This is a genomic window from Pseudomonas sp. TE31087 (genome assembly GCF_057284075.1).
Genome location: NZ_JBXVNN010000001.1, coordinates 2,848,282 through 2,870,000 on the forward strand (window position 1 = coordinate 2,848,282; position 21,719 = coordinate 2,870,000).

Annotated in this window: 16 protein-coding genes, 2 rRNA genes and 2 pseudogenes (1 of these 20 running past the window's edge); 6 read left to right on the forward strand and 14 right to left on the reverse strand. The window is 62.5% G+C overall.

The genetic code is table 11. From position 1 onward, the window contains the following. Positions 1 to 5: 5 nt before the first annotated feature. Entirely contained in the window at positions 6 to 851 is an 846-nt protein-coding gene (locus tag ACZ899_RS12800) for an IS3 family transposase (RefSeq protein WP_324256565.1), read from the reverse strand. Then, on the reverse strand, positions 848 to 1,207 hold the full coding sequence (locus tag ACZ899_RS12805; RefSeq protein ID WP_075043813.1) for a transposase: 360 nt from the start codon (positions 1,205 to 1,207) through the stop codon (positions 848 to 850). Before ACZ899_RS12805 ends, ACZ899_RS12800 begins: the two co-directional genes overlap by 4 nt. A 265-nt stretch (positions 1,208 to 1,472) precedes the next feature. Here ACZ899_RS12805 and ACZ899_RS12810 point away from each other — a divergent pair, with 265 nt between their 5' ends. From ACZ899_RS12810 to ACZ899_RS12820, 3 genes are all read left to right on the forward strand, one after another. Continuing rightward, positions 1,473 to 2,108, forward strand: a complete 636-nt coding sequence (locus tag ACZ899_RS12810; RefSeq protein WP_234563091.1) for a DUF6088 family protein — start codon at positions 1,473 to 1,475, stop codon at positions 2,106 to 2,108. Continuing rightward, positions 2,065 to 3,105 carry a nucleotidyl transferase AbiEii/AbiGii toxin family protein gene (locus tag ACZ899_RS12815; protein WP_234563092.1) on the forward strand — a complete coding sequence of 347 codons (1,041 nt, stop codon included), beginning with the start codon at positions 2,065 to 2,067 and terminating at the stop codon, positions 3,103 to 3,105. The genes ACZ899_RS12810 and ACZ899_RS12815 overlap by 44 nt, the downstream gene beginning before the upstream one ends. 201 nt (positions 3,106 to 3,306) lie before the next feature. Further along, positions 3,307 to 3,609 (forward strand): helix-turn-helix domain-containing protein, encoded by a 303-nt coding sequence (locus ACZ899_RS12820; protein ID WP_213659915.1) that lies wholly within the window; start codon positions 3,307 to 3,309, stop codon positions 3,607 to 3,609. Between the two features lie 109 nt (positions 3,610 to 3,718). Here ACZ899_RS12820 and ACZ899_RS12825 read toward each other — a convergent pair whose 3' ends face one another. Beyond that, positions 3,719 to 4,189, reverse strand: coding sequence for a GNAT family N-acetyltransferase (locus ACZ899_RS12825; RefSeq protein ID WP_234563093.1), 471 nt, complete (start codon positions 4,187 to 4,189; stop codon positions 3,719 to 3,721). Positions 4,190 to 4,534: 345 nt separating this feature from the next. Between ACZ899_RS12825 and pdxR the strand changes: the two genes are divergently transcribed. The 3 genes from pdxR to ACZ899_RS12840 all read left to right on the forward strand — a co-directional run bounded on the left by pdxR (position 4,535) and on the right by ACZ899_RS12840 (position 9,159). Next, a complete protein-coding gene (gene pdxR / locus ACZ899_RS12830; protein WP_234563094.1) occupies positions 4,535 to 6,016 on the forward strand; it encodes a MocR-like pyridoxine biosynthesis transcription factor PdxR in 1,482 nt (493 codons plus the stop codon). A 276-nt stretch (positions 6,017 to 6,292) separates the two neighbouring features. Next, positions 6,293 to 7,717 carry an L-lactate permease gene (locus tag ACZ899_RS12835; protein WP_234563095.1) on the forward strand — a complete coding sequence of 475 codons (1,425 nt, stop codon included), beginning with the start codon at positions 6,293 to 6,295 and terminating at the stop codon, positions 7,715 to 7,717. 23 nt (positions 7,718 to 7,740) lie between these two features. Next, a complete protein-coding gene (locus ACZ899_RS12840; RefSeq protein WP_234563096.1) occupies positions 7,741 to 9,159 on the forward strand; it encodes an aminotransferase-like domain-containing protein in 1,419 nt (472 codons plus the stop codon). 291 nt (positions 9,160 to 9,450) lie between these two features. Here the strand turns inward: ACZ899_RS12840 and ACZ899_RS12845 are convergent, their stop codons facing one another. The 11 genes and pseudogenes from ACZ899_RS12845 to ACZ899_RS12895 all read right to left on the reverse strand — a co-directional run. After that, positions 9,451 to 10,350: a LysR family transcriptional regulator gene (locus ACZ899_RS12845; protein WP_234563077.1), complete on the reverse strand. Its 900-nt coding sequence runs from the start codon at positions 10,348 to 10,350 to the stop codon at positions 9,451 to 9,453. A 46-nt stretch (positions 10,351 to 10,396) separates the two neighbouring features. Next, positions 10,397 to 12,412, reverse strand: coding sequence for a pyridoxamine 5'-phosphate oxidase family protein (locus ACZ899_RS12850; RefSeq protein ID WP_234563075.1), 2,016 nt, complete (start codon positions 12,410 to 12,412; stop codon positions 10,397 to 10,399). An 18-nt stretch (positions 12,413 to 12,430) separates the two neighbouring features. Then, complete coding sequence (locus tag ACZ899_RS12855) at positions 12,431 to 13,060, reverse strand: glutathione S-transferase family protein (RefSeq protein WP_234563074.1); 630 nt, start codon at positions 13,058 to 13,060, stop codon at positions 12,431 to 12,433. Positions 13,061 to 13,238: 178 nt separating this feature from the next. Next, positions 13,239 to 13,793, reverse strand: a complete 555-nt coding sequence (locus ACZ899_RS12860) for a UPF0149 family protein (RefSeq protein WP_234563073.1) — start codon at positions 13,791 to 13,793, stop codon at positions 13,239 to 13,241. Positions 13,794 to 13,877: 84 nt separating this feature from the next. Further along, positions 13,878 to 14,855 (reverse strand): asparaginase, encoded by a 978-nt coding sequence (locus ACZ899_RS12865; protein ID WP_234563072.1) that lies wholly within the window; start codon positions 14,853 to 14,855, stop codon positions 13,878 to 13,880. Beyond that, positions 14,852 to 15,919, reverse strand: a complete 1,068-nt coding sequence (locus ACZ899_RS12870) for a hypothetical protein (RefSeq protein WP_234563076.1) — start codon at positions 15,917 to 15,919, stop codon at positions 14,852 to 14,854. The genes ACZ899_RS12865 and ACZ899_RS12870 overlap by 4 nt, the downstream gene beginning before the upstream one ends. A 93-nt stretch (positions 15,920 to 16,012) precedes the next feature. Next, positions 16,013 to 16,910: pseudogene (locus ACZ899_RS12875) on the reverse strand (nitrilase family protein). A gap of 135 nt (positions 16,911 to 17,045) precedes the next feature. Continuing rightward, positions 17,046 to 17,357 (reverse strand): annotated as a pseudogene (locus tag ACZ899_RS12880) (FAD-dependent oxidoreductase); the annotation flags it as partial. 276 nt (positions 17,358 to 17,633) lie between these two features. After that, positions 17,634 to 19,277 carry an acetolactate synthase large subunit gene (locus ACZ899_RS12885; RefSeq protein ID WP_028692242.1) on the reverse strand — a complete coding sequence of 548 codons (1,644 nt, stop codon included), beginning with the start codon at positions 19,275 to 19,277 and terminating at the stop codon, positions 17,634 to 17,636. A 433-nt stretch (positions 19,278 to 19,710) separates the two neighbouring features. Next, positions 19,711 to 19,826: ribosomal RNA gene (gene rrf / locus ACZ899_RS12890) — 5S ribosomal RNA — on the reverse strand. 134 nt (positions 19,827 to 19,960) lie between these two features. Beyond that, a 23S ribosomal RNA gene (locus tag ACZ899_RS12895) occupies positions 19,961 to 21,719 on the reverse strand; it runs 1,135 nt beyond the window's last position.

Sequence of the window (21,719 nt, forward strand, 5' to 3'; positions counted from 1 at the left end):
AAGGTTCATGCCGCTGCCTTGAGCTTTTCCTCCATGGCTACTGGCGTTTCATAGCCGTTGTAGCTGTGGAGGCGCTTGAGGTTGTAGCGCATCAGATAAGCCTGGATATCCACTCGTGCCTGCGCTTCGGTCTCGTAACCCTCTGCCGGCACCCATTCTGATTTCAATGCTCCGAAGAATCGCTCCATGGCAGCGTTATCCCAGCATTGGCCTCGATGGCTCATGCTCTGGTTCAAGTTGTACTCATCGAGCGCGGCTCTGAATTTATGGCTGGTGTACTGACAGCCCTGGTCTGAATGAAACATTACGCCCGCCGGCCTACCCCGCGATTCAGCGGCCATGCGCAGGGCGTTACAAGCTAAGTTGGCATCTGCAATCATCGAGAATGCCCAACCCACTACGCGACGGGCATAGAGGTCAATCACGGCGGCTAGGTACAGCCAGCGCCTGCCAACCTGGATATAGGTCACATCGCCACACCAAACCTCATTGATCGCCGAAACCTTGAAATTGCGCTTCAGCTGATTCTCGGCGATCAACGCTTCTGCCCCTGATGACCGATAGCGGTGCGGCCTGCGCTGTTTGCACTTCAGGCCAGCTTCACGCATTAGCGCACGCACCTTGTATCGTCCTATTTCATGGCCTTCGTGCCGCAATTCCTGCGCCAGGGTTCGCGAGCCAGAAGCACTTCGCGATGCGTTGAAGTGCTTGATTACCAGCAGGCGTAGCGCATCTCTTGCCGGGTTTTCACGTCCTTGCCGTTTGCGCCACGCATAGAAACTGCTGCGCTTAACCCCAAGCACGCGGCAGCAGTCGACAACAGGGTATTGCTCACTCAGCTCGTTGATCAGCGAGAACGATCTTTGGAGTCCCGAAGCAGGAGAGCACTGGCCTTTTTTAGGATTTCGATATCCCGATCCTTTTGCCGAACCAGCGCTTCGAGTTCTTCAATTCGTTGCTGCTCGGGTGTGATCGCTTTGGCTCCAGCAGGAACCTTACCGGCTCTCTCTTCACGCACCTGATCAACCCAGCGGCGAAGCGCGGTAGGGCCCAGCCCAAGGGCTGCACAGACCTCAGGAACTGACTGCCCACCATCCAGCACCATTTCGGCAGCTTGGACTTTGTATTCTCTTGAATAAGATTTACGCACTGATTTTGCCTCCAATTGGGCGCCATCATAGCGCCCGATGAAGGTGTCCAAAATCATTAGGCCAGTTCACCTTGTGCCGCGAAAGGGCTGCGTAGCGGCCCCAGAATCTCAGAACTGAGCACATAGTGCCGGGGCCGCTTTGCGGCCCTTTCGCGGCACAAGGCCGCTCCTACAGGGGGCTATAGCGGCCTGGGAAATAGCGCTCTCTGCGATCCGCATCATCTACTTACGTTTTCTGCTTGGACACAGCTAAAATTAAGATCTAGCGTACATTCCTATGTCAGAAACTATTAAATTTTTTCTGACTACGATGGAGGTCTCCGTGTCCGTAGCGGAATCAATTGCCAGCCACATCAAATACCTGCCCAAAGGCACGCCGTTCACGATCGATCGCTTTATCGAGGCGGGGTCGCGGGCGTCGGTGGACAAGGCGCTGTCCCGCCTCGTCCAGGCGGGTACGTTGGAGCGGGTCGCGCGTGGGGTGTACATGCGACCGAAAGTAAGCCCCTATGTGGGCAAGGTACGGCCCAGCCCCACGACGGTGATGATGGTCATCGCCAAGGCCAGGGGTGAAACCATCCAGGTCCATGGCTCGGAGGCGGTTCGTCTGTTCAGGCTCAGCACACAGATGCAGGTACGCCCCACCTACTACACCAGCGGCACCACCCGCGATATCCGGGTCGGGGACGCGGTTGTCCATCTGCGGCATGTCTCACCCGACAAACTGCAATGGGCCGGCACCCAAGTGGGCTTGGCATTGTGTGCGCTGTTTTACATCGGCAAGAGCAAGCTGAACGTGGCCACAGCCGAAGCCATTCTGGCTCGGCTCAGCACGGCGGAAATCTCCAGATTACTGTCCAGTCGGATGCCTGCATGGATGCGAGAGGTGCTCCGTAACACGCAAGGGATGCTCCATGAACGATTGCTACCTGAATCTTCCCGCAACAGCCCAACGTGAAATCCTCGAGGCCGCCGCCGCGGCCTCCAATCGCTCCGCCGCCATTCTGGAAAAGGATATCTGGCTGACCTTTCTGCTTGGCCAACTGTTCAGCATGCCGGATCGCCTGCCCATGGCGTTCAAGGGCGGTACTTCGTTATCCAAGGCCTATTCGGTGATAAATCGGTTTTCCGAGGATGTCGATATCACCGTCGATTACCGTAGCCTTGCCCCTGACTGGCCCATAACCGAACTGCTCAAACAAGGAACGCGCTTCCGAAGCCGCTTTGGCGACAGTCTGCGGGAAGACGTGAAGCGCCATACCCACAACGTGATCAGACCCTATCTCCAGCGTCAGCTGAGTGCCTTGCCCTGTGCTGATGAATGTTCGATCAACCTGAGCTGCGACGGTGAACAGTTGGAGGTGCAATACCCCTCTCGTGTCAGCGTTGGCGGTGAATACCTTCGGGATCACGTGCTGATCGAGTTCGGCGGGCGGAATATCATTGACCCCAATTCGATATTCACCATTCGCCCGGATATCGCCTCGATGATACCGGCAGTGGATTTTCCACAAGCCGAGGTCGTGGTGCTGGCCGCAGAACGAACCTTCTGGGAGAAAGCCACGCTGATCCATGCCGCATGCAACCGGCTGCTACCGGAGGGAATCAACCGCTACTCCCGGCATTGGTACGACCTGGCCATGTTGGCGCGTCACGCCTGTGGCAAAACCGCCAAGACTGACATGGCCTTGCTGAGTGATGTGATCGATTTGAAGAACACTTTCTACCGAAGCCAGACCACCCAGTACCAGCGCTGCCTGGAAGGTGAGCTCAAGCTGATTCCCTCGGGTGACAACCTGGAGCGGTTACGCACTGACTTCGAAGCGATGCGCGCTGCTGGCATGTTCTATGGGGTCTGCATTGAGTTGGAGCAAGTGCTGGATGACTTGAGCGTGTTGCAGGAGGACATCAATCGAACAGCGCTGCGTTGGACCGCCCTGCAATCTCAGCGCTAGCCATCACATCGCGGGACAAGCAGGTTGCGCAAAAAGCTGTGGGAGCGGGCTTGCCCGCGAACACCGGCGCAGCCGGTGCCATGCATCGCAAGTCTTGAAAGTAAGCAGGTACCAACCTCACAAGCTCCGGAATTTTATGAGTGATAAGAGCTGCTGTAGTAACTCTTACCACTCATAAGAACTGCCAAGGCAGGCTTTACAATGAATGTTTTTCCGTTGGCATGCGCCGACAGGCTAATGAAAATAGGGCTTCTGGCCAGAACCAGGCGTCTTGAGCGAAAAATTCGCCAGAAAGATCTAGCCGCCCAATCCGGGTTGTCCATCACCACGCTCGCTAAAATCGAGGCAGGTACACCTACTGTTGAGATGCGCAGCTACATGATCGCGCTGTGGCATCTGGGTTTGCTTGATGAGGTGTTCCAGGATGTGCCGATGTCCTCCCCCGCTTCCTTCGCCACTGAGCACCGAGTGCGTCTTAAGAAAGTGTCCGAGGACAATTTCTGATGAATGAGGCGTGCGAGCGGCGCCACGCCGCAGGGGGTTACACCGCGAAGCCGGTGCCATCCTTCGCGGGGCAAGCCCGCTCCCACGCCCTCACCTGCTCATAATGGACTTAGTAAGCGACATCCAGCGGCATCCGATACTCGATCACCCCCGGCTTCTCGGCAATCCAGTCATACAACCGCTGCGCAGTCCGATTGGTCTCCTGGGTATGCCAGTACAGGCGGTCGCACTGCTGCTGCCGGGCCTGGTCCTGGACGTACTCGATCAGTTGCTTGCCGAGCATCCGTCCCCGGGCGCTTGGACACACGAACAGGTCTTCTAGGTAGCAGAAGTCGTTGCGCCCCCAGGTCGAGCGGTGGAACACATAGTGGACGAAGCCGAAGAGCTGTTCGCCGTCGGTGGCCACGGCGCAGTGCATGGGCTCGGCTGGGTCGAAGAAGCGGGCCCAGGTGCGCTCGGTGATGGCTGGGCCCAGGTCTACCTGGTAGAAGGCCTGGTATTGCGACCAGTAGTCGAGCCAGGGCTGGAGGTCGGTTTGCTTCACTTCGCGGATGAAGACAGGTAGTTGGGTGGTGGTCATTGGTGGAACCCCTTTTTGGGCAACGCAGTGTGGATGAGTGAGGGGGCCGGCCTGCCCGTAGCGCTTGCCTTCCTTGGTGGTTGCTTGCGGGCTTGGGTTTTATAGCGGATAAATGGTTGGTTTTTACCTGCCAATTAGTCGTGAATATCCAGACCATTTTAGGGTTCTGGAAGGGCGTAAGGCTTGGGATTGCCGGGGCTGCTTTGCAGCCCTTTCGCGGCGCAAGGCCGCTCCTACAGGAGGGCGCGGTCCCTTGTAGGAGCGGCCTTGTGCCGCGAAAGGGGCGCGAAGCGGCCCCGGCATTGGCAGCCATTAATCAGGTCCATCAGCCAGGGAATCAGGCCAATGTTCAAACACGCGCAACTGGAATCGGTGAAAGCCTGGATCAACGACCCCGCCCATAGCGCGCTGGCCTTGCATGTGCGCATTCAACGGGCGATCCGCCAGCTGATCCTCGACGGCGCACTGCCGGTGGGCAAGGCGCTGCCCGCCTCGCGTCCGCTGGCCCAGTCCCTGGGCGTCTCGCGAGATACCGTGGAGTCGGCCTACAGCCAGTTGCACGCCGAGGGCTTTATCGAGCGGCGCGTGGGCAGTGGCAGCTTCGTGTCGCAACGGGCCCGCTGCCTGCCATCGCGCAAGCGCCAGCATCCGGCACACACCGAAGCCCCCGTGCAGTTGAGCCGCCGAGGTGAAGCGGTGTTGCACAGCGGTGGCGTCCACAACTTCCAGTCGCCCCGCCCCTTCGCTCCGGGCGTGGCCGAAACCCGGCATTTCCCCCTGGCCATCTGGGAGAAGCTGGAACGACAGGTGTACAAGGAATACGGCACGCGGGCGCTGGAACACAGCGAGCCGCAGGGCATGGCCCCGTTGCGCAGGGCAATCGCCGACTACCTCAACCTCGAGCGCGGGGCCCAGGCATCCGCCGAGCGCATCCTGATCCTCACCAGCTCGCAGCAGGCCCTTGGTCTGTGCGCCCAGGTGCTCATGGACGCAGGCGACCAGGTGCTGGTCGAGGACCCGCTGTACCAGGGCACCCGCAAGGCTGTCACCGCCGCCGGCCTGGCATGCGTGCCGGTCCCGGTGGACGAGCATGGCCTGCAGGTGGACGCCATGGCCCGGCTGGCGCCGGATGCCCGGGCGGTGTTCCTCACCCCTTCGCACCAATACCCGACCGGCGCGACCCTGGCGCTGGACCGGCGCCTGTTGGCGATCGAATGGGCCCGCCAGCAACGCGCCTGGATCATCGAGGACGACTACGACAGCGAGTTCCACTACGCCGGCCGCCCCACCGCCTGCGTGCAGGGCCTGGACCCACACAACCGCACGCTGTACATCGGCACGTTCACCAAGTCGCTGTTCGCCGGCCTGCGCATCGGCTACCTGCTGCTACCGCCCCAGCTCGTCGCACCGATGACCGCCGCCCGTACATTGCAGGACGGGCATAACGCCTCCATCGCCCAGCTGACCCTGGCCCGGTTCATGGAGGGCGGGCACTTCAACGCCCATGTGCGGGCCATGCGCGCGCTCTATGCCGAGCGGCGGGATGTGCTGGCGGATCTGCTGCGCAGGCACCTGGGGGCGTTTCTCGTGCCGCAGGTGCCCGCCGGCGGGCTGCAGATGCCCTGCCATTTCGTGCAGGGCCTGTCTGAAGACGCCGTGGTCAGGGCAGCACGCGGGGTGGGCATCGATCTGTTGGGGCTGGGCAGCTTGTACGCGGTGCCGAGGAACGATGCCGGCTTGTTGATGGGGTTTGCGGCACTGACGCCCGCTGAGATGAAAGAGGCAGTGGTGAAACTGGAGAAAGTGCTGGCAGGTTTGGCCAGATAACCACGCTACGTGCAAGCAGTACGGTCAAAACCTGCGGAATGTGACCAGAATGCCCGATCCAAGTAATGCCTCGGATTGCAGGCATTAACGGCCAATATCGCAGTCAGCGCCCAGAAATCCAGGCATTGGCGTGAGAGGAGGTGCGAACAGGTGGCTCCAACGCCACAAGCCCCGGGGCTGTATTGAAAAACCCCCACCCCCTGTATCTATTGCGGTCTCTCCCTTCCCTCCACCATCCCTTCCACACTCCCCCGGATGGCTAAAGGAACCCGCATCATGGCTGCCCTGCTGCTGCAAATGTCCCCCATTGGCCTGGTGATCGCCCTGATCCTGCTGCTGCGCCGCCCGCCCGTGCAGGCCGCGCTGGCCGGCGTGGCCGGTGTCCTGCTGCTGTGGGGGCTAGGCGCCGCGCAGCCGCTGTCGACGGCGGTGTCCGGCGCGATCCTGCAAGACACGCTGATCCTGTTTCTCAGCACCGCCGGCGTGATCGTCCCGGGCCTGGCGTTTGCCATTCTGGTCGAGCGCGCCGGCGCCCCGCAGGCTATCGGGGCCTGGGTACGGGAACTGGGCTGGACGCCACCGATGCAGGTGATCTTCATCGTCCTGGGCCTGGCGCCGCTGCTGGAGGCGATGACCGGGTTCGGGGTGTCGCTGATCGCCACGGTGCCATTGCTGATGGGGCTGTTTTCGCGCCAGACAGGCATGAAAATGGCGTTGGCGGGGATGGTGGTGATGCCGTGGGGCACCCTCGGGCTGGCCACGGTGATCGGCGCTCTGTTGGCTCATTTACCGGCGCAGGAACTGGGCAGCCATTCGGCGCTGGTCAGCGCACCGGTGTTTCTCTGCCTGGCCGCCGTGGCACTGGCCTTGGCGGGGATCCGCAGTCTCAAGGCATGGCTAGGGCTGGCGGTGATCTCGCTGCTGTTCAGCACAGTGCTGTATACGGTCAACCGCTGGATCGGGCCCGAGGCTTCGGGCGTGCTGGCCGGGCTGGCGGTGGCCTGCACAGGCCTGGGACTGTCCTGGGCACGGCGAGGAACGTTGGTGCACTGGCCGCGGGCGGCATGGCCGTACCTGGCGTTGCTCGGGGTGATCGTCGCCTCGCGTGGGCTGTTCCTGGTCTCGGGCTGGGACGGCGGGTGGGTGGTGCACGGCGCCAATGTGGCGTGGAAGCCACTGGCTTCGCCGGGGCTGGCCTTGCTGCTGGTGGTGCTGATGATGGTTGGGCGCCAAGGCGCGGGCTTCCCATGGCAGGCGTTGGTCACCCGGGCGCGGTTCCCGGTGGCGACGATCTTCCTGTTCCTGCTGCTGTCGCAGGTGATGGTCAAGGCCGGCTTCCTGGTCGAGGCGCAACGGGCCTTGCAGTCGCTGTCCGGCGTATCGCTGGCCGCGACGGTGTCGTTGCTGGCAGGGCTGGCCGGCTATGTCACCAGCTCCAACGTCGGCGGCACCACCCTGGTGATGCCCGCCATCGCGGCACTGTCCGACAGCCATGGTGCCTGGCTGGCCGCCATGGCCAACAGTGCCGCCGGGCACGGCGCGCTGGGATCGTTGTCGATCCTGTCACTGATTATCGGGCTGGCCGGTGCCAACCGCACCGAGGAGCACGGGCTGATCCGCTTCGGCTTTACCCTGGTCGTGTTGAACATCGTCATCGTGGCTGCAACCGGCGTAGTTTTGCTCTACCTTTCCGGGGCCTGAACCTGACTCGACAAAGAGCCCTCATGGACCGCATTTCCAAGCCCGACAAACGCTGGCACACCGTCAACGCCTGGCTGCTGCGCCAGATCGACAGCGGCGAATGGCCCAGCGGCATGCAATTGCCTTCGGTGCGTGAACTGGCGCGGCTGTTCGACAGCAGCATCGCCACCGTGCAACGGGCACTGGCGGAGCTGGAGGCCAATGCCTATGTGCAGGCCACGCCACGGGTGGGCTATTTCGTCGCCAAGGGCGCGGCCCAGGTGCAGGGGTTCGACCTGGCCAGCGTCACCGTCAACGTAGACCACGCGGTGGTCGCCATGCTTGCCCAGGCGGCCAGCAACACCACGCTTTCGCTGAGCTCGGCGGTGCTGCATGACGAACTGGCGCCCCAGGTTCTGCTGAGCAGATGCCTGGCCTCCCTGGCGAGCAAGGCCGATCTGGCGCTGGCCGGGCTGATCGCCCCACCCGGCCTGGCCTCGCTGCGCCGACGCATCGCCGGGCTGATGCTGCAACGCGGCGTGGCCTGCGGGCCGGACGATATCCTGGTGACCTCGGGCGACACCGTGGCCCTGGAGCTGGCCCTCGAAGCCGTCGCCCGGCCGGGGGCCACGGTGGCCATCGAAACGCCCACCTACTACGGCATCCTGCAGACCATCGAACGCCTGGGGATGCGCGCCCTGCCCATCCGCACCCACGCCGACAACGGCATGGACCTCGAGCACCTGGAATGGGCCCTCAAGCGCGGCAAGGTCGATGTGGTGTTCCTCAACCCGACGCTGCAGAACCCACGGGGCTTCATCATGCCCGACGCGGCGCGGGCACGGCTGTCACAGCTGGCGCAGGCGACGGATGTGCCGATCATCGAGGACGATATCTTCTTCGACCTGGTGGACGAGGCGCAGCGACCCAAGGCGATCAAGCACTACGACGAGACCGGGCAGACGATCTATTGCTCGTCGTTCTCCAAGACCGTGGCGCCGGGGTACCGGGTGGGCTGGTGCGTGGCCGGACGGTACCGGGATGCGATCCTGGCCCAGATGTTTTCGCGTAACCTGGCGGTGTCGAGCCTGGCGCAGCGGGTGCTGGATGAGTTTATCGGGCGGGGGTACATGGACGAGCACTGCGCGAAGCTGCGCGGGCGGCTGGTAGCGCAGACCGAGGTGATGGCGACGCTGGTGCAGTCGGTGTTTCCGGCGGGGACACGGTATGTGGCGCCGCAGGGCGGGTTTATCCATTGGGTCGAATTGCCGGAAGGGACGGACATGCTGGCGCTGCAACGGCTTGCGGCGGAGCGTGGCTGCAATGTCGGCGCCAGCGGGATGTTCTTTGCCGATGGGGAGTGTGGCACTGGGTTGCGGGTGTGCCTGGGGCGGGTGATTACGCCGGAGGTGATGGGCGGGTTGAGGGTGCTGGCGGAGTGTGCCGCGCTTTCGAGGTCTTGATTGCTGGGGGCGCTTTTGCGCCCCTTTCGCGACACAAGGCAGCTCTCATGGAACAAAACATAATTCTTTGATTTGACTGGGGCAGCGTGGGAGCGGGCTTGCCCCGCGATGCGGCGTTTGGCACCGGCTTCGCCGGTGATCGCGGGGCAAGCCCGCTCCCACGCTGGAACCTTGTTCCCTGCGCGACAGCGCAGCCCGGAAGGCTGTGTGATCTCCTACAGGGGGGCGCGGTCGTCTGTAGGAGCGGCCTTGTGTCGCGAAAGGGCTGCGCAGCAGCCCCAGGTTCCGGAATCAAGCCAGATGTGCCTGGCTGCGCAAATGCTCGGCCAACATATCGATAAAGGTCCGCACCTTGGTCGAGCCATATTTGCTCTCCCGATGCAGGATATGGATCGGCCACGGCGCTTCCTCGTATTCAGCCAGGATCACCCGCAAGCGCCCGGCCGCCACTTCGTCCGCCACCTGGTACGACAGCAGCCGTGCGATCCCGAGCCCGGCGCTGGCCGCGGCGATGGCGGCGTCGTTGCTGGTCACGGTCAGGCGCGGCTTCATGCGGATCAGCGTCGGGTCGTCGATGGCGCCAAAGCGCCAGTCGGTGCGCGGTGACAGGGTCCCGGCGGCGATGACTTCGTGCTTCTGCAATTCCGAGGGATGGCGCGGTGTGCCGTGGCGTTCGAGGTATTCGGGCGAGGCGCACAGCAATCGGCGCATCCTGCCCACGCGCAACGCCTTGAGGCCCGAGTCGGGCAACTGGCCGATACGCACCGCCACATCCATGCCCTCCTCCACCAGGTTCACCACGCGGTCGAGAAAGTACGCCGACACATCCACCTCGGGGTACTGCTGCAGGTAACGGACGATGCACGGCATGACGAACTTCTTGCCGAACAGGATCGGTGCGGTCACCGCCAGGTCGCCCTTGGGCGCGGCGTTGATGCCGGCGGCGGCTTCGTTGGCCTCGACGATGCTGGCGAGGATATGCCGGGTATCTTCCAGGTAGCGCCCGCCGGCCTCGGTCAGGCGCACACTACGGGTGGTGCGCAGCAACAGCTTGACCCCGAGTTGTTCCTCCAGGGCGCTGACGGCGCGGGTCACCGCCGCCGGCGAGATGGCCAGGCGACGGGCGGCGGCGGCGAAGCTTTCCAGCTCGCCCACGGCCACGAACACTTTCATCAGGTGGATCTGGTCCATGCCGCGCCCCACGCGTTGTCGTGGGGCGATTATCGCCGTGGTCACGCTAGAGCTCCAGTACCAGGGGCTGCACGCCGTCCTCGGCCTGGGCGGGGATGGCGCAGCAGATCAGCACGCTGCCGGGCTCGGGCAATTCGGCGGGCGGGTTCGGGTAGTGGACCTGGCCGCTGACCAGTTTGGTCTTGCAGGTACCGCAGGAGCCTCCTCGGCAACTGAAGTCCGGCGACAGGCCACGGCTTTCCGCCAGTTCCAGCAGCGTGCCGCTGTCCGGCGCCCAACGCGCTTCCTTGGCGGAGCTGGCGAAGTACACCGGCACCGGCTCGCTGGCGGGAGGGGGCTGTTGCAGCGTCGGCTGGTTGTCGTCGGTGTGGCGGCGCAGAGTCGAGGGGCCGAAGGCTTCGGCATGGATGCGGGCGTCGGGCACATGCACGCCGCGCAGGCCTTCGTACAGATCCTGGGTGAAGCTGGTCGGGCCGCAGAGGTAGAAGTCATAGTCGTCCAATGCCAACGTGGCCTTGATCTGCCCGATGCCCAGGCGGCTGGCGAATTGGTAGTCATGCCCCTGCACGGCCGAGGGCTCGGGCTGGCTCAGGGCACGATGGATGCTCAGCAAGCCATTGGCGTTTTGCTGGAGCGCGGCAAGCTCCTGCTGGAACGGCAGGTCGGCCAGTGTGCGCCCGCCATGGAACAGATGGATTCGCCGCCCCTGCCCCTTGGCCAATTGCTCGCGGAGCATGGCGATCAACGGGGTGATGCCGACGCCCGCGCCGATCAGCACAAGGGGCCGGTCGCTCTGCTGATCCAGGGTGAAGCTGCCCATGGGCTGGCGCACCTCCAGCCGATCGCCGACCTTCACCTGTTGGTGCAGATAGCGTGACGCCGGCCCCTGCGCCTTGACGCTGATGCGCAGGAAGCCATCGGACGGCGCGCTGGACAGGCTATAGGTACGGATCAGCGGCGCCTCCCCATCGATGCGCAAACGCACGGGAATATGCTGGCCAGGGGCGAAGGCCACTGCGGCGCCATCCTCCGGTTGCAGATGGAACGAGCGGATATCGCGACTCTCCTGCTCGATGTGCAGTACCCTCCAGGTCAGCCATTGGCGCTGCCGTTCGCGCTGTTGCAGGCGCTGCTCGGCCTCGCGCCAGGTGCCGGTCATCAGGCTGGTGGGTGCGTATTCCTGGAAGGCCCAGCGCAGCGATACGGCAGCCCGGCGCAGCACCACCTGCTCGATGTCCAGGGTCCAGATCCGCTCGGCGCCTTCGAAGGCGCTGATCAGGGGGCTGTCGAGAATCACCTCGGTACGCCCGGAAACCTGCAGCACATCGCCCGTGGTGAAGTCGACGAACAACAGGCCGGCGACCGGGTTGACCAGCAGATTACCGAGGGTATTGAAATGCAGGTTGCCGGCATAGTCGGGAATGGTCAGGCGATTGCCCTCGACCCTGACGAAACCGGGCCGGCCACCGCGATGGGAGACGTCCACCGAGCGCTGGCCAGCGTCCTGATCGACGTAGCTGGCGACAAAGAAGGTGTCGGCGCTTTCGATGATGGCGCGGGTCGCGGCATCCAGTGCCGTTGAATTCCGGCGCCCCTGCGGCGGCTCGTCGACACGGGTGTACTCGCGCAGCTGGATGTACTGCGGGCAGTTGCCGAACGATTGCTCGACCACCACCTCCAGTTGGCCGGCGCTGGCCCTGCGGATCAGGCCATTGAGGCGATTGCGCCGCCGCGTGTGCAGCTCGATCCCCAGCAGGCCAATGGCCCCCCCCGCCACCAACCCCGGCGTGGCAGGATCGTCGCTGGCGAGATCGGCGCCGATCAAAAGTTGCCGTGGATCGGGCGAGCTGACGAAGCCTTCCGGGCCTTCGAGCAGCGATGCCCAGGGTTTGCCTGCGGCGTCCACGGCACCGGCCACCATGAACGGCAGCTGCTGGTAGAACGTGCGATGCTGGTCGGGCATGAAGTCACGAATGACCTTCTGCCCGAACGCCTCCATGCGCTCTGCAACACCGACGTGCTCCTGCAGCTGTTTTTCACCTGCATGCCAGGGCGATTGCATGGCGGCATCCCTCGGGAGTCAGAGCGTGGTCTGCAAACCGATGACCGTACGTGGCATCGGCACGAAGCCCGGCAGCGCCTCGATACGGGCCAGCCAGGCGCGCACGTTGGGGTACGGCTCCAGCGACACATTGCCTTCCGGCGCGTGGGCGATGTACGAGTAATTGGCGATATCGGCGATGGTCGCCTGGCTACCGACCAGGAACGGGCCCTTGGCCAGTTCGGCGTCGATCACCTTGAGCAGGGTGTGGGCGCGGCCGATGACTTCGTCGGTGTTGAACGAGGCACCGAACACCGTCACCAGGCGCGCCGCCGCCGGGCCGAAGGCCAGGGGACCCGCCGCCACCGACAACCAGCGCTGCACACGGGCGGCACCGACCGGATCCGCAGGCAACCAGCGCTCACCGCCGTAGGCCTTGGCCAGATAGACCAGGATGGCGTTGGAATCGGCGATGACGATGCCATTGTCATCGATCACCGGCACTTGGCCGAAGGGGTTGATGGCGAGGAACTCGGGTTGCTTGTGCTCGCCCTTGGCCAGGTCGACGAAGACCAGTTCGGTGGGCAGTTCGAGCAGCGACAGCATCAGCTCGATGCGGTGGGCGTGGCCGGACTTGGGGAAGTTGTACAGCTTGATCGGGCTTGGCATGTGCGGGGCTCCGGATCAGCGCCGGGAGTGGCGCTGCTGGAGGACATGCTGCACTGGATCGCCCGACAGCAGAATCAGTGCCGGGAGCAATCCAGTATTTCGACAGGTGGAATAATCACGATTGCGGGGGCAAGTCGGGTCGCCGCATCGCCGCTCCCACCCGCCCGCGCTTACAATCTCAATGACGGTGCTGTTTCTGGTACTGATACAACCCCCGCGCCGCCTCGACCACCAACGGCACACAAGCCTGATGCTCATCGAAGCTCATCGAGTCGAGCAGCTCGAAATTGTCTTCCAGCCCATGCAGGGAAATGGCCTTGAGCAGACGATCCTGCTCCGGCGGCAGCTCGCTCCACTCGGCCACCTGGGTACCGCGCATGTAGCCGAAGCACCACTCCTCAAGAATGATCGTCGTGCCCTCTTCGCCTTCGCTCTCCTCGAACAGCGGTTCGAAGTGCTCAATGTCATCGGCCAGCTCTTGCGCCACCTGGCTGGCGTAACGCAGCATCAACGCGGTGTAGGCCTCTTCATGGGCGGGCTTCTTGAACTTCGGCACCTTGCCACCAGCGACAGAGGGTAGCCATTGCTCGGGATTGACCTTGCTAGGGGAGCTGGCCAGAGCGGTGAAGAAACCGTTGAGCTCGGCGAGGTTGAGCACCGAATAGTCGTTGCCGTAGGTGATCAGCAGGTCTTCGAGGCGGTGGAGTTCTTTTTCGCTGAGCGCGGGGAGCATGGGCGGGTGTCCTGGGGCGGAAATTTGCGTGCACCCTAGCACAGGCAACGCCTGCCCGCTCCCATCAAGGGAACGGGCATCGGGCTATTGCTGCAGCCAGTGCGCCAGGTCGGCCTGCCGCCCGGTGCCGATCAGCAGCCACAGCAAGAGTCGGCACTTGCGCGGGCAGAGCCAGCCGGCCATGTGCAGGCCCCGGTCCTGCAGGTCGATCTCGCTGCCGATGAATCCGTAGGTCCCCAGGGCTGTCGGGCCATTGCCGGTGCGGGAAGCGATGATCACCGGCATGTTGCCGGCGATGCTCCCCAACGCCTCGGCCCAGGCTTCGGAAACATGGCCTGCGCCAAAGCCGGCGACCACCAGCCCTGAATAGCCCAGGCCACCGAGGGCTTGCAGCAGCCTCGTATCGGCATCGAGACAGGCCTCCAGCAGGACGACCTGGTGATCCACCTGCACCGGCAGGGGCAACACCCACCTTGGCGTGGCAGCCTGGCGATAAATTGGGCGGCCCTCCACGACCTCCCCTATCGCCCCTGCGCCGGGCGACTCGAAGGCCGCCATTGCCAGGCTGGCAGTCTTGCGTACCCGTGCGGCTTGGTGGATCTGGTCGTTGATCACCACCAGCACGCCCCGCCCCCGGCTACCATCGGCTATCGCCACCTGCACTGCCGCCAGCAGGTTCGCCGGACCATCCGCGCCCGGTTGGCTGGCCGAACGCATGGCGCCGGTCATGATCAGCGGGGTGTCATGGGGCCACAGCAGGTCGAGGAAATACGCGGTCTCCTCCAGCGTATCGGTGCCTTGGGTGAGGACCACGGCCTGGGCCCCCGCTTGCACTTGCGCGCTTGCCCAGGCCAGCGCGTTCAGCATGTCGCTGAACGCCAGCGAGGCGCTCGGCACCAGGCACAACGTGGCGGTGCTGATCTGCGCCAGTGCCTGCAGTTGCGGCAGGGACACCAACAATGCCGCGCAATCGAGTCGGGGTGTCACCCCCTGCCCCGGCCCCTCGGATTGCATACTGACCGTGCCGCCCAGGCTGGCGATCGAAACACGTGGTGCTGTCATGGGTTACCTCCCGCAAGCAGGCCGACCAGGGGCACGATGCCCAGGGTGCTGATGGCCATGGACAGGACATTGCCGATATAGCCGTGCATGTAGCCCGGCAAGCGCTGGCTGATGGCCACGGCAAGCGGTGGCGCGATCAGCGCGCCGAGCACGGCGCTGGCGACGATCACCTGCCAACTGCCGCCCAGTGTCAGCACGGCGGCTGGTACGATCGAAACGATAGGAATATAGGTCGGATACCAGCCCCGTTCTTGCCATTGCCGCCGCCAGAACAGCACACCGACCAGCGATGCCAATGCCTGCCCGGCGACCATCTGCAGCACCAGTTGCGAGCCGTAGGCCAGCGCCGCCGGGGCCAATACATAAGCCAGCAATACACCCAACAGCAAGCCGAGGCTGGCCAGTTCATTGCCGAAGAACGGCGCTTCGCTGAAATCGGCCAGTACCCGACGCAGGGTCCAGACCACGCCATAGTCCGGCTTGCTGGCTGTCGCTACGACCTCAGGACGCTGCCCATCGCGAACCAGCGCCGGGAAGCGCTTGCACAGCAGGAACGCCAGTACACTGGCCAGGGCCATGCCACTGACATTGCCGATCACCACCGGCAACTGCAGCGGGTAGCACAGGTAGTTGACCAGAAGCAGGCTGGCGGGCGTCACCAGCACGGCACCGAGCAGCGCGCCATTGATCGTGACGCGCCAACCGCCGCCAAACAGCAGGACCATGGCCGCCGGCAACGAGACGAAGGCGACGAAGGTCGGCTGCCAGGCACCACCGTCCAGCGTCCAGCCCCACAAGGCGTGGCTGAGCAGCAGACCAAGTAACGAGCTGATGATCAGCCAGGGCCACAGCCCGGTGCCGTAGCAGATGGCAAAGCCTTGCCAGCGATACCCGCGCTGCTGGGCCCAATGCGCGAGGCTCGCCCCCAGCAGCAGCCCCAGTGCCGGCAATTCGTGCTTGTAGAAGGCGACCTCGCTGATATCACCGACAATCCAACGCAACCTGCTCAGTGGCTGGTCGAGGGTTGCGACGAGCTGCGCATAATCGGGCCATCCACCCAACATCAGGCTGGCAACGCAAAGCAGCGCAAGGCCCAGGAGAATCAGCGACGACGACCGTTGCCGCGTTAAGGAAAGGCGCTGTTCCATGACGCCTCCTCAACGTGGCATCGGCGCATGCAGCCGATAACCCAGGGTGGCGTCGTATAGGTCGGTGCGCCGGTCACGCGGCAGGTCGTTGAGGCTGTTCCAGATCGGCGCCGAGCGGGCGGCGCTGAGGTCGACGTCGGCATAGAGGACGCACTCCTCCTCGGCATTGGCCACCTCGCCGATAGGCCAGCCGTTGGTGCCGGCAATCAGCGAACCAACCGAGGAAGCGCCCGCCCCGTTCGCGACCGATGCGATTGGCGGCGGCGATGTAGACATTGTTGACGTGGGCCGCGGTCATTGTCAGGTACGAGGCCATGCAGCGCCCGGCCTCGTCGAACAGCGGCGGCGGTGTCCAGACCCAGTTGTTCAGGCTGCAGATGATGTCGGCGCCCTGCGCCGCCATGAGCCGTGGCACCTCCGGGAACCAGATGTCCCAGCAGATCAGCAGGCCGATGCGGCCGATGGGCGTTTCGAACACCGGGAAGCCCAGGTCCCCTGGCGTGAACCAGAGCTTTTCCTGGTTCCACAGGTGCGCCTTGCGGTAATGCCCGAGCCGCCCCTGCGGGCCGAACAGCACGGCGCTGTCGTAGAGCTTGAGGCCGTCACGCTCGGCGAAGCCTGCGGCCAGATACACCTGCTGCTCACGGGCGAACTCCGCCCAGGCCTGCAGACATCGCCCATCCTCAAGCGACTCGGCGTGGGCATAGGCCTCGGCGCGGGAGTTGAAGGTGTAGCCGGTGTTGGCCAGCTCCGGCAGCACGATCAGGTTCGCCCCTTCACGCGCGGCGCGGCGGGCCAGGGCCAAGCCACGGCTCAGGTTGCCATCGCAATGGTCCAGGCCGACCTGCGGATCGTACTGGATGACGGCAATGCGTACGGGGCTGACGGGAGTGGTGTGTTCCTGCATGGCGGCTTCCTGTTCTGGTTGTTGTGGAAGGCCGCCAGTAGAACGGGCATGGCATAAGGGACGACAGTCAGCGGAATCCTCTGGAACTGAGGGAGATTGCGAAAATACCAGGAGGAGCACTCCTACAAAGTTGTTTCAAAGCGCCTGTCGAGGTACCTGATAATGCGGATAGTGCTCCAGGCTGAAGCCCCCCTTGAAACGTGCGCCGGTGTTGTTGCAGAGGTTGATCACGGTGTCGATGGCAGTACGCAGACACGGCTCGGTCCAACCGGCATCGACAGAGAAAGACTCCCCGGCGAGGTAGAGCCCTGAATGGGCACTCAGGTCGCGGTTGTACTTCATCAGGCTTACCGCGTCGTAATAGGCGCCCGCCCGGTACAATTTCGCACAGCCAAGTGCATTCCTGTCTGTCATTCATCTTTGTATGCGGGTGTTTCCAAGATCGATGCCAAAGGGCGGCTCAACGACATGGGCGCAGGAGATTTTGCGTTGATCTGATGGTGATGGTTTCGGGTTCTCAGGGTAGGTGAAGAGCCTGAGCATGCCGAGAGCAGGGAGGTGGGGATGGGTAGATGTGTATGGTGGTGCTGTGTGTGTCGTTGTCTGAACTGACGCTATCGCGGGGCAAGCCCGCTCCCACGCCCCCGTTCCCACAGGCCTGTATTAGCGCAGTGGGAACGGATAGCGTGGGAGCGGGCTTGTCCCGCGATGGGTCGTCAGCGTTTAGACCGCCAGCGCGCGCTCACGCAGCTCGCTGTTGAGGATGCGGTCGTTCTCGCTGTAGTCCACCGGGCAGTCGATCACGTGCACGCCTGGGGTCTTGATGCAGTGCTCGAGCAGCGGCAGGAAGCCTTCGGCGCTTTCCACGCGGTGGCCATTGGCACCGTAGGCTTCGGCGTATTTGACGAAGTCCGGGTTGCCGTAGTCCAGGCCGAAATCGGTGAAGCCCATGTTGGCCTGCTTCCAGCGGATCATGCCGTAGCCGTCGTCACGCAGGATCACCACGGTGATGTGCATGCCCAGACGTACCGCGGTTTCCAGCTCCTGGCTGTTCATCATGAAGCCACCGTCGCCGCATACCGAGATGACCGGGCGATCCGGGTACACCAGGTGCGAGGCCATTGCCGATGGCAGGCCGGCGCCCATGGTCGCCAGGGCGTTGTCCAGCAGCACGGTGTTGGGCTTGTGGGCCTTGTAGTTGCGGGCGAACCAGATCTTGTAGATGCCGTTGTCCAGGGCAACGATGCCTTCGGACGGCAGGGCGCGACGGATGTCGGCGACCATGCGCTGCGGGTAGACCGGGAAGCGGTCGTCATCGGCGCCTTCGGCGATCTGCGCTTCGTTCGCTTCACGGATGGCCATCAGGCGGGTGAAGTCCCAGTGGCTGGTGTCGGTCAGCGCTTCGCTGATCTGCCACACGGCGTTGGCGATGTCGCCGATCACTTCCACCTGTGGGAAGTACACGGCATCCACCTCGGCCGAACGGAAGCTGACGTGGATCACTTCGGTACCGCCACGGACCATGAAGAACGGCGGCTTCTCGATCACGTCGTGGCCGATGTTGACGATCAGGTCGGCGGCTTCGACGGCGCGGTGCACGAAGTCACCGGACGACAGCGCGGCGTTGCCCAGGAAGCGCGGGTGGCGCTCATCGACCACACCTTTACCCATCTGGGTGGTGATGAACGGGATGCCGGTCTTGTCGATCAGTTGCTTGAGGACCTTGGCGGTCATCTTGCGGTTGGCGCCGGCGCCGATCACCAGGATCGGGTTGCGGGCGTTCTGCAGTTTCTGCACGGCGGCTTCGATGGCCACGTGTTCGGCCAGCGGGCGACGGTGCAGGCTGCGCGGGATCGGCAGCGCATCGGTCTGCTCGGCGGCGATGTCTTCCGGCAGCTCCAGGTGCACGGCGCCCGGCTTCTCTTCTTCGGCCAGGCGGAAGGCTTCACGCATGCGCGCAGGGATGTTGTCGGCCGAGGCGAACTGGTGGGTGTACTTGGTGATGGGGTCCATCATGCCGCACACGTCGATGATCTGGAAACGGCCTTGCTTGGACTTCTTGATCGGCTTCTGGCCGGTGATCATCATCATCGGCATGCCGCCCAGGTAGGCGTAGGCGCTGGCGGTCACCAGGTTGGTCGCGCCAGGGCCGAGGGTCGACAGGCTGACGCCGGTCTTGCCGGTCAGGCGGCCGTAGGTGGCGGCCATGAAGCCCGCGGATTGCTCGTGGCGGGTCAGTACCAGCTTGATCTTCGACTTGCGCAGGGACTCGAGCAGGTCGAGGTTTTCCTCACCGGGAATGCCGAACACATACTCGACACCTTCGTTTTCCAGGCATTGCACAACGACATCGGCGGCCTTGGCCATCTTGCTTCTAACCTCAAGTAATAGGACGGTGAAAGTCCAGAAATGCGCAGCACGGTACGCTGGCATCGCTCGGTCCGGGTGCCAGGATTGCCCCGAACCTAAGCCTTGACGCAGGGTAGGTACGGGGAAGTCACGTAATTGTGACGGCAATATTGTCGCACCTGTGGCGAGCCGATGTGAGGTAGCCGATGAGCAAAGGATATTTGCATGATCGTCAGCAAACGGATCCGCTGTAATAACAGAATAGCGTGGGAGCGGGCTTGCCCCGCGATAGCGCCCTAGGCAGGCTGGGATGTTATCCGGGCTGGCCTAATCGCGGGGCAAGCCCGCTCCCACGTTGTGTGTTTCAACAGTAGAGACGGCGTTGGCTTTGGGAACGCGGAAAAGACAAAACCCCTACCTGCTCGTGCAGATAGGGGTTTTGCGAAATGAATCTTGACGATGACCTACTCTCACATGGGGAAACCCCACACTACCATCGGCGATGCATCGTTTCACTGCTGAGTTCGGGATGGGATCAGGTGGTTCCAATGCTCTATGGTCGTCAAGAAATTCTGTTGCCAGAACATCCAGATGGATACTCCAGCCAATTCGGATATGTGATCTTTGTGGTTTGTCGCGAACTTTCGGTTCTTTCGTCTTCACCACCGCAATCTGCGCTTTGCAAATTGCTTGGGTGTTATATGGTCAAGCCTCACGGGCAATTAGTATTGGTTAGCTCAACGCCTCACAGCGCTTACACACCCAACCTATCAACGTCGTAGTCTTCGACGGCCCTTCAGGGAGCTCAAGGCTCCAGTGAGATCTCATCTTGAGGCAAGTTTCCCGCTTAGATGCTTTCAGCGGTTATCTCTTCCGAACATAGCTACCCGGCAATGCCACTGGCGTGACAACCGGAACACCAGAGGTTCGTCCACTCCGGTCCTCTCGTACTAGGAGCAGCCCCTCTCAAATCTCAAACGTCCACGGCAGATAGGGACCGAACTGTCTCACGACGTTCTAAACCCAGCTCGCGTACCACTTTAAATGGCGAACAGCCATACCCTTGGGACCGGCTTCAGCCCCAGGATGTGATGAGCCGACATCGAGGTGCCAAACACCGCCGTCGATATGAACTCTTGGGCGGTATCAGCCTGTTATCCCCGGAGTACCTTTTATCCGTTGAGCGATGGCCCTTCCATACAGAACCACCGGATCACTAAGACCTACTTTCGTACCTGCTCGACGTGTGTGTCTCGCAGTCAAGCGCGCTTTTGCCTTTATACTCTACGACCGATTTCCGACCGGTCTGAGCGCACCTTCGTACTCCTCCGTTACTCTTTGGGAGGAGACCGCCCCAGTCAAACTACCCACCATACACTGTCCTCGATCCGGATAACGGACCTGAGTTAGAACCTCAAGGTTGCCAGGGTGGTATTTCAAGGATGGCTCCATGAGAACTGGCGTCCCCACTTCAAAGCCTCCCACCTATCCTACACAAGCAAGCTCAAAGTCCAGTGCAAAGCTATAGTAAAGGTTCACGGGGTCTTTCCGTCTAGCCGCGGATACACTGCATCTTCACAGCGATTTCAATTTCACTGAGTCTCGGGTGGAGACAGCGCCGCCATCGTTACGCCATTCGTGCAGGTCGGAACTTACCCGACAAGGAATTTCGCTACCTTAGGACCGTTATAGTTACGGCCGCCGTTTACCGGGGCTTCGATCAAGAGCTTCGCTTGCGCTAACCCCATCAATTAACCTTCCGGCACCGGGCAGGCGTCACACCCTATACGTCCACTTTCGTGTTTGCAGAGTGCTGTGTTTTTAATAAACAGTCGCAGCGGCCTGGTATCTTCGACCGGCGTGGGCTTACGCAGCAAGTGCTTCACCCTCACCGGCGCACCTTCTCCCGAAGTTACGGTGCCATTTTGCCTAGTTCCTTCACCCGAGTTCTCTCAAGCGCCTTGGTATTCTCTACCTAACCACCTGTGTCGGTTTGGGGTACGGTTCCCAGTTATCTGAAGCTTAGGAGCTTTTCTTGGAAGCATGGCATCAACCACTTCGCGCTCTAATGAGCACTCGTCATCAGCTCTCGGCCTTGAGATCCCGGATTTGCCTAAGATCTCAGCCTACCACCTTAAACTTGGACAACCAACGCCAAGCTGGCCTAGCCTTCTCCGTCCCTCCATCGCAATAACTGGAAGTACAGGAATATTAACCTGTTTTCCATCGACTACGCTTTTCAGCCTCGCCTTAGGGACCGACTAACCCTGCGTCGATTAACGTTGCGCAGGAAACCTTGGTCTTTCGGCGTGCGAGTTTTTCACTCGCATTGTCGTTACTCATGTCAGCATTCGCACTTCTGATACCTCCAGCAAGCTTCTCAACTCACCTTCACAGGCTTACAGAACGCTCCTCTACCGCATCACCAAAGGTGATACCCGTAGCTTCGGTGCATGGTTT

Coding starts and splice junctions, on each gene's coding strand:
- pdxR (WP_234563094.1), top strand. CDS start 4,535: ATGTTCAAACACGCGCAACTGGAATCGGTGAAAGCCTGGATCAACGAC.
- ACZ899_RS12820 (WP_213659915.1), top strand. CDS start 3,307: ATGAATGTTTTTCCGTTGGCATGCGCCGACAGGCTAATGAAAATAGGG.
- ACZ899_RS12805 (WP_075043813.1), bottom strand. CDS start 1,207: ATGATTTTGGACACCTTCATCGGGCGCTATGATGGCGCCCAATTGGAG.
- ACZ899_RS12840 (WP_234563096.1), top strand. CDS start 7,741: ATGGACCGCATTTCCAAGCCCGACAAACGCTGGCACACCGTCAACGCC.
- ACZ899_RS12850 (WP_234563075.1), bottom strand. CDS start 12,412: ATGCAATCGCCCTGGCATGCAGGTGAAAAACAGCTGCAGGAGCACGTC.
- ACZ899_RS12885 (WP_028692242.1), bottom strand. CDS start 19,277: ATGGCCAAGGCCGCCGATGTCGTTGTGCAATGCCTGGAAAACGAAGGT.
- ACZ899_RS12815 (WP_234563092.1), top strand. CDS start 2,065: ATGAACGATTGCTACCTGAATCTTCCCGCAACAGCCCAACGTGAAATC.
- ACZ899_RS12860 (WP_234563073.1), bottom strand. CDS start 13,793: ATGCTCCCCGCGCTCAGCGAAAAAGAACTCCACCGCCTCGAAGACCTG.
- ACZ899_RS12855 (WP_234563074.1), bottom strand. CDS start 13,060: ATGCCAAGCCCGATCAAGCTGTACAACTTCCCCAAGTCCGGCCACGCC.
- ACZ899_RS12865 (WP_234563072.1), bottom strand. CDS start 14,855: ATGACAGCACCACGTGTTTCGATCGCCAGCCTGGGCGGCACGGTCAGT.
- ACZ899_RS12835 (WP_234563095.1), top strand. CDS start 6,293: ATGGCTGCCCTGCTGCTGCAAATGTCCCCCATTGGCCTGGTGATCGCC.
- ACZ899_RS12870 (WP_234563076.1), bottom strand. CDS start 15,919: ATGTTGGGTGGATGGCCCGATTATGCGCAGCTCGTCGCAACCCTCGAC.
- ACZ899_RS12825 (WP_234563093.1), bottom strand. CDS start 4,189: ATGACCACCACCCAACTACCTGTCTTCATCCGCGAAGTGAAGCAAACC.
- ACZ899_RS12845 (WP_234563077.1), bottom strand. CDS start 10,350: ATGGACCAGATCCACCTGATGAAAGTGTTCGTGGCCGTGGGCGAGCTG.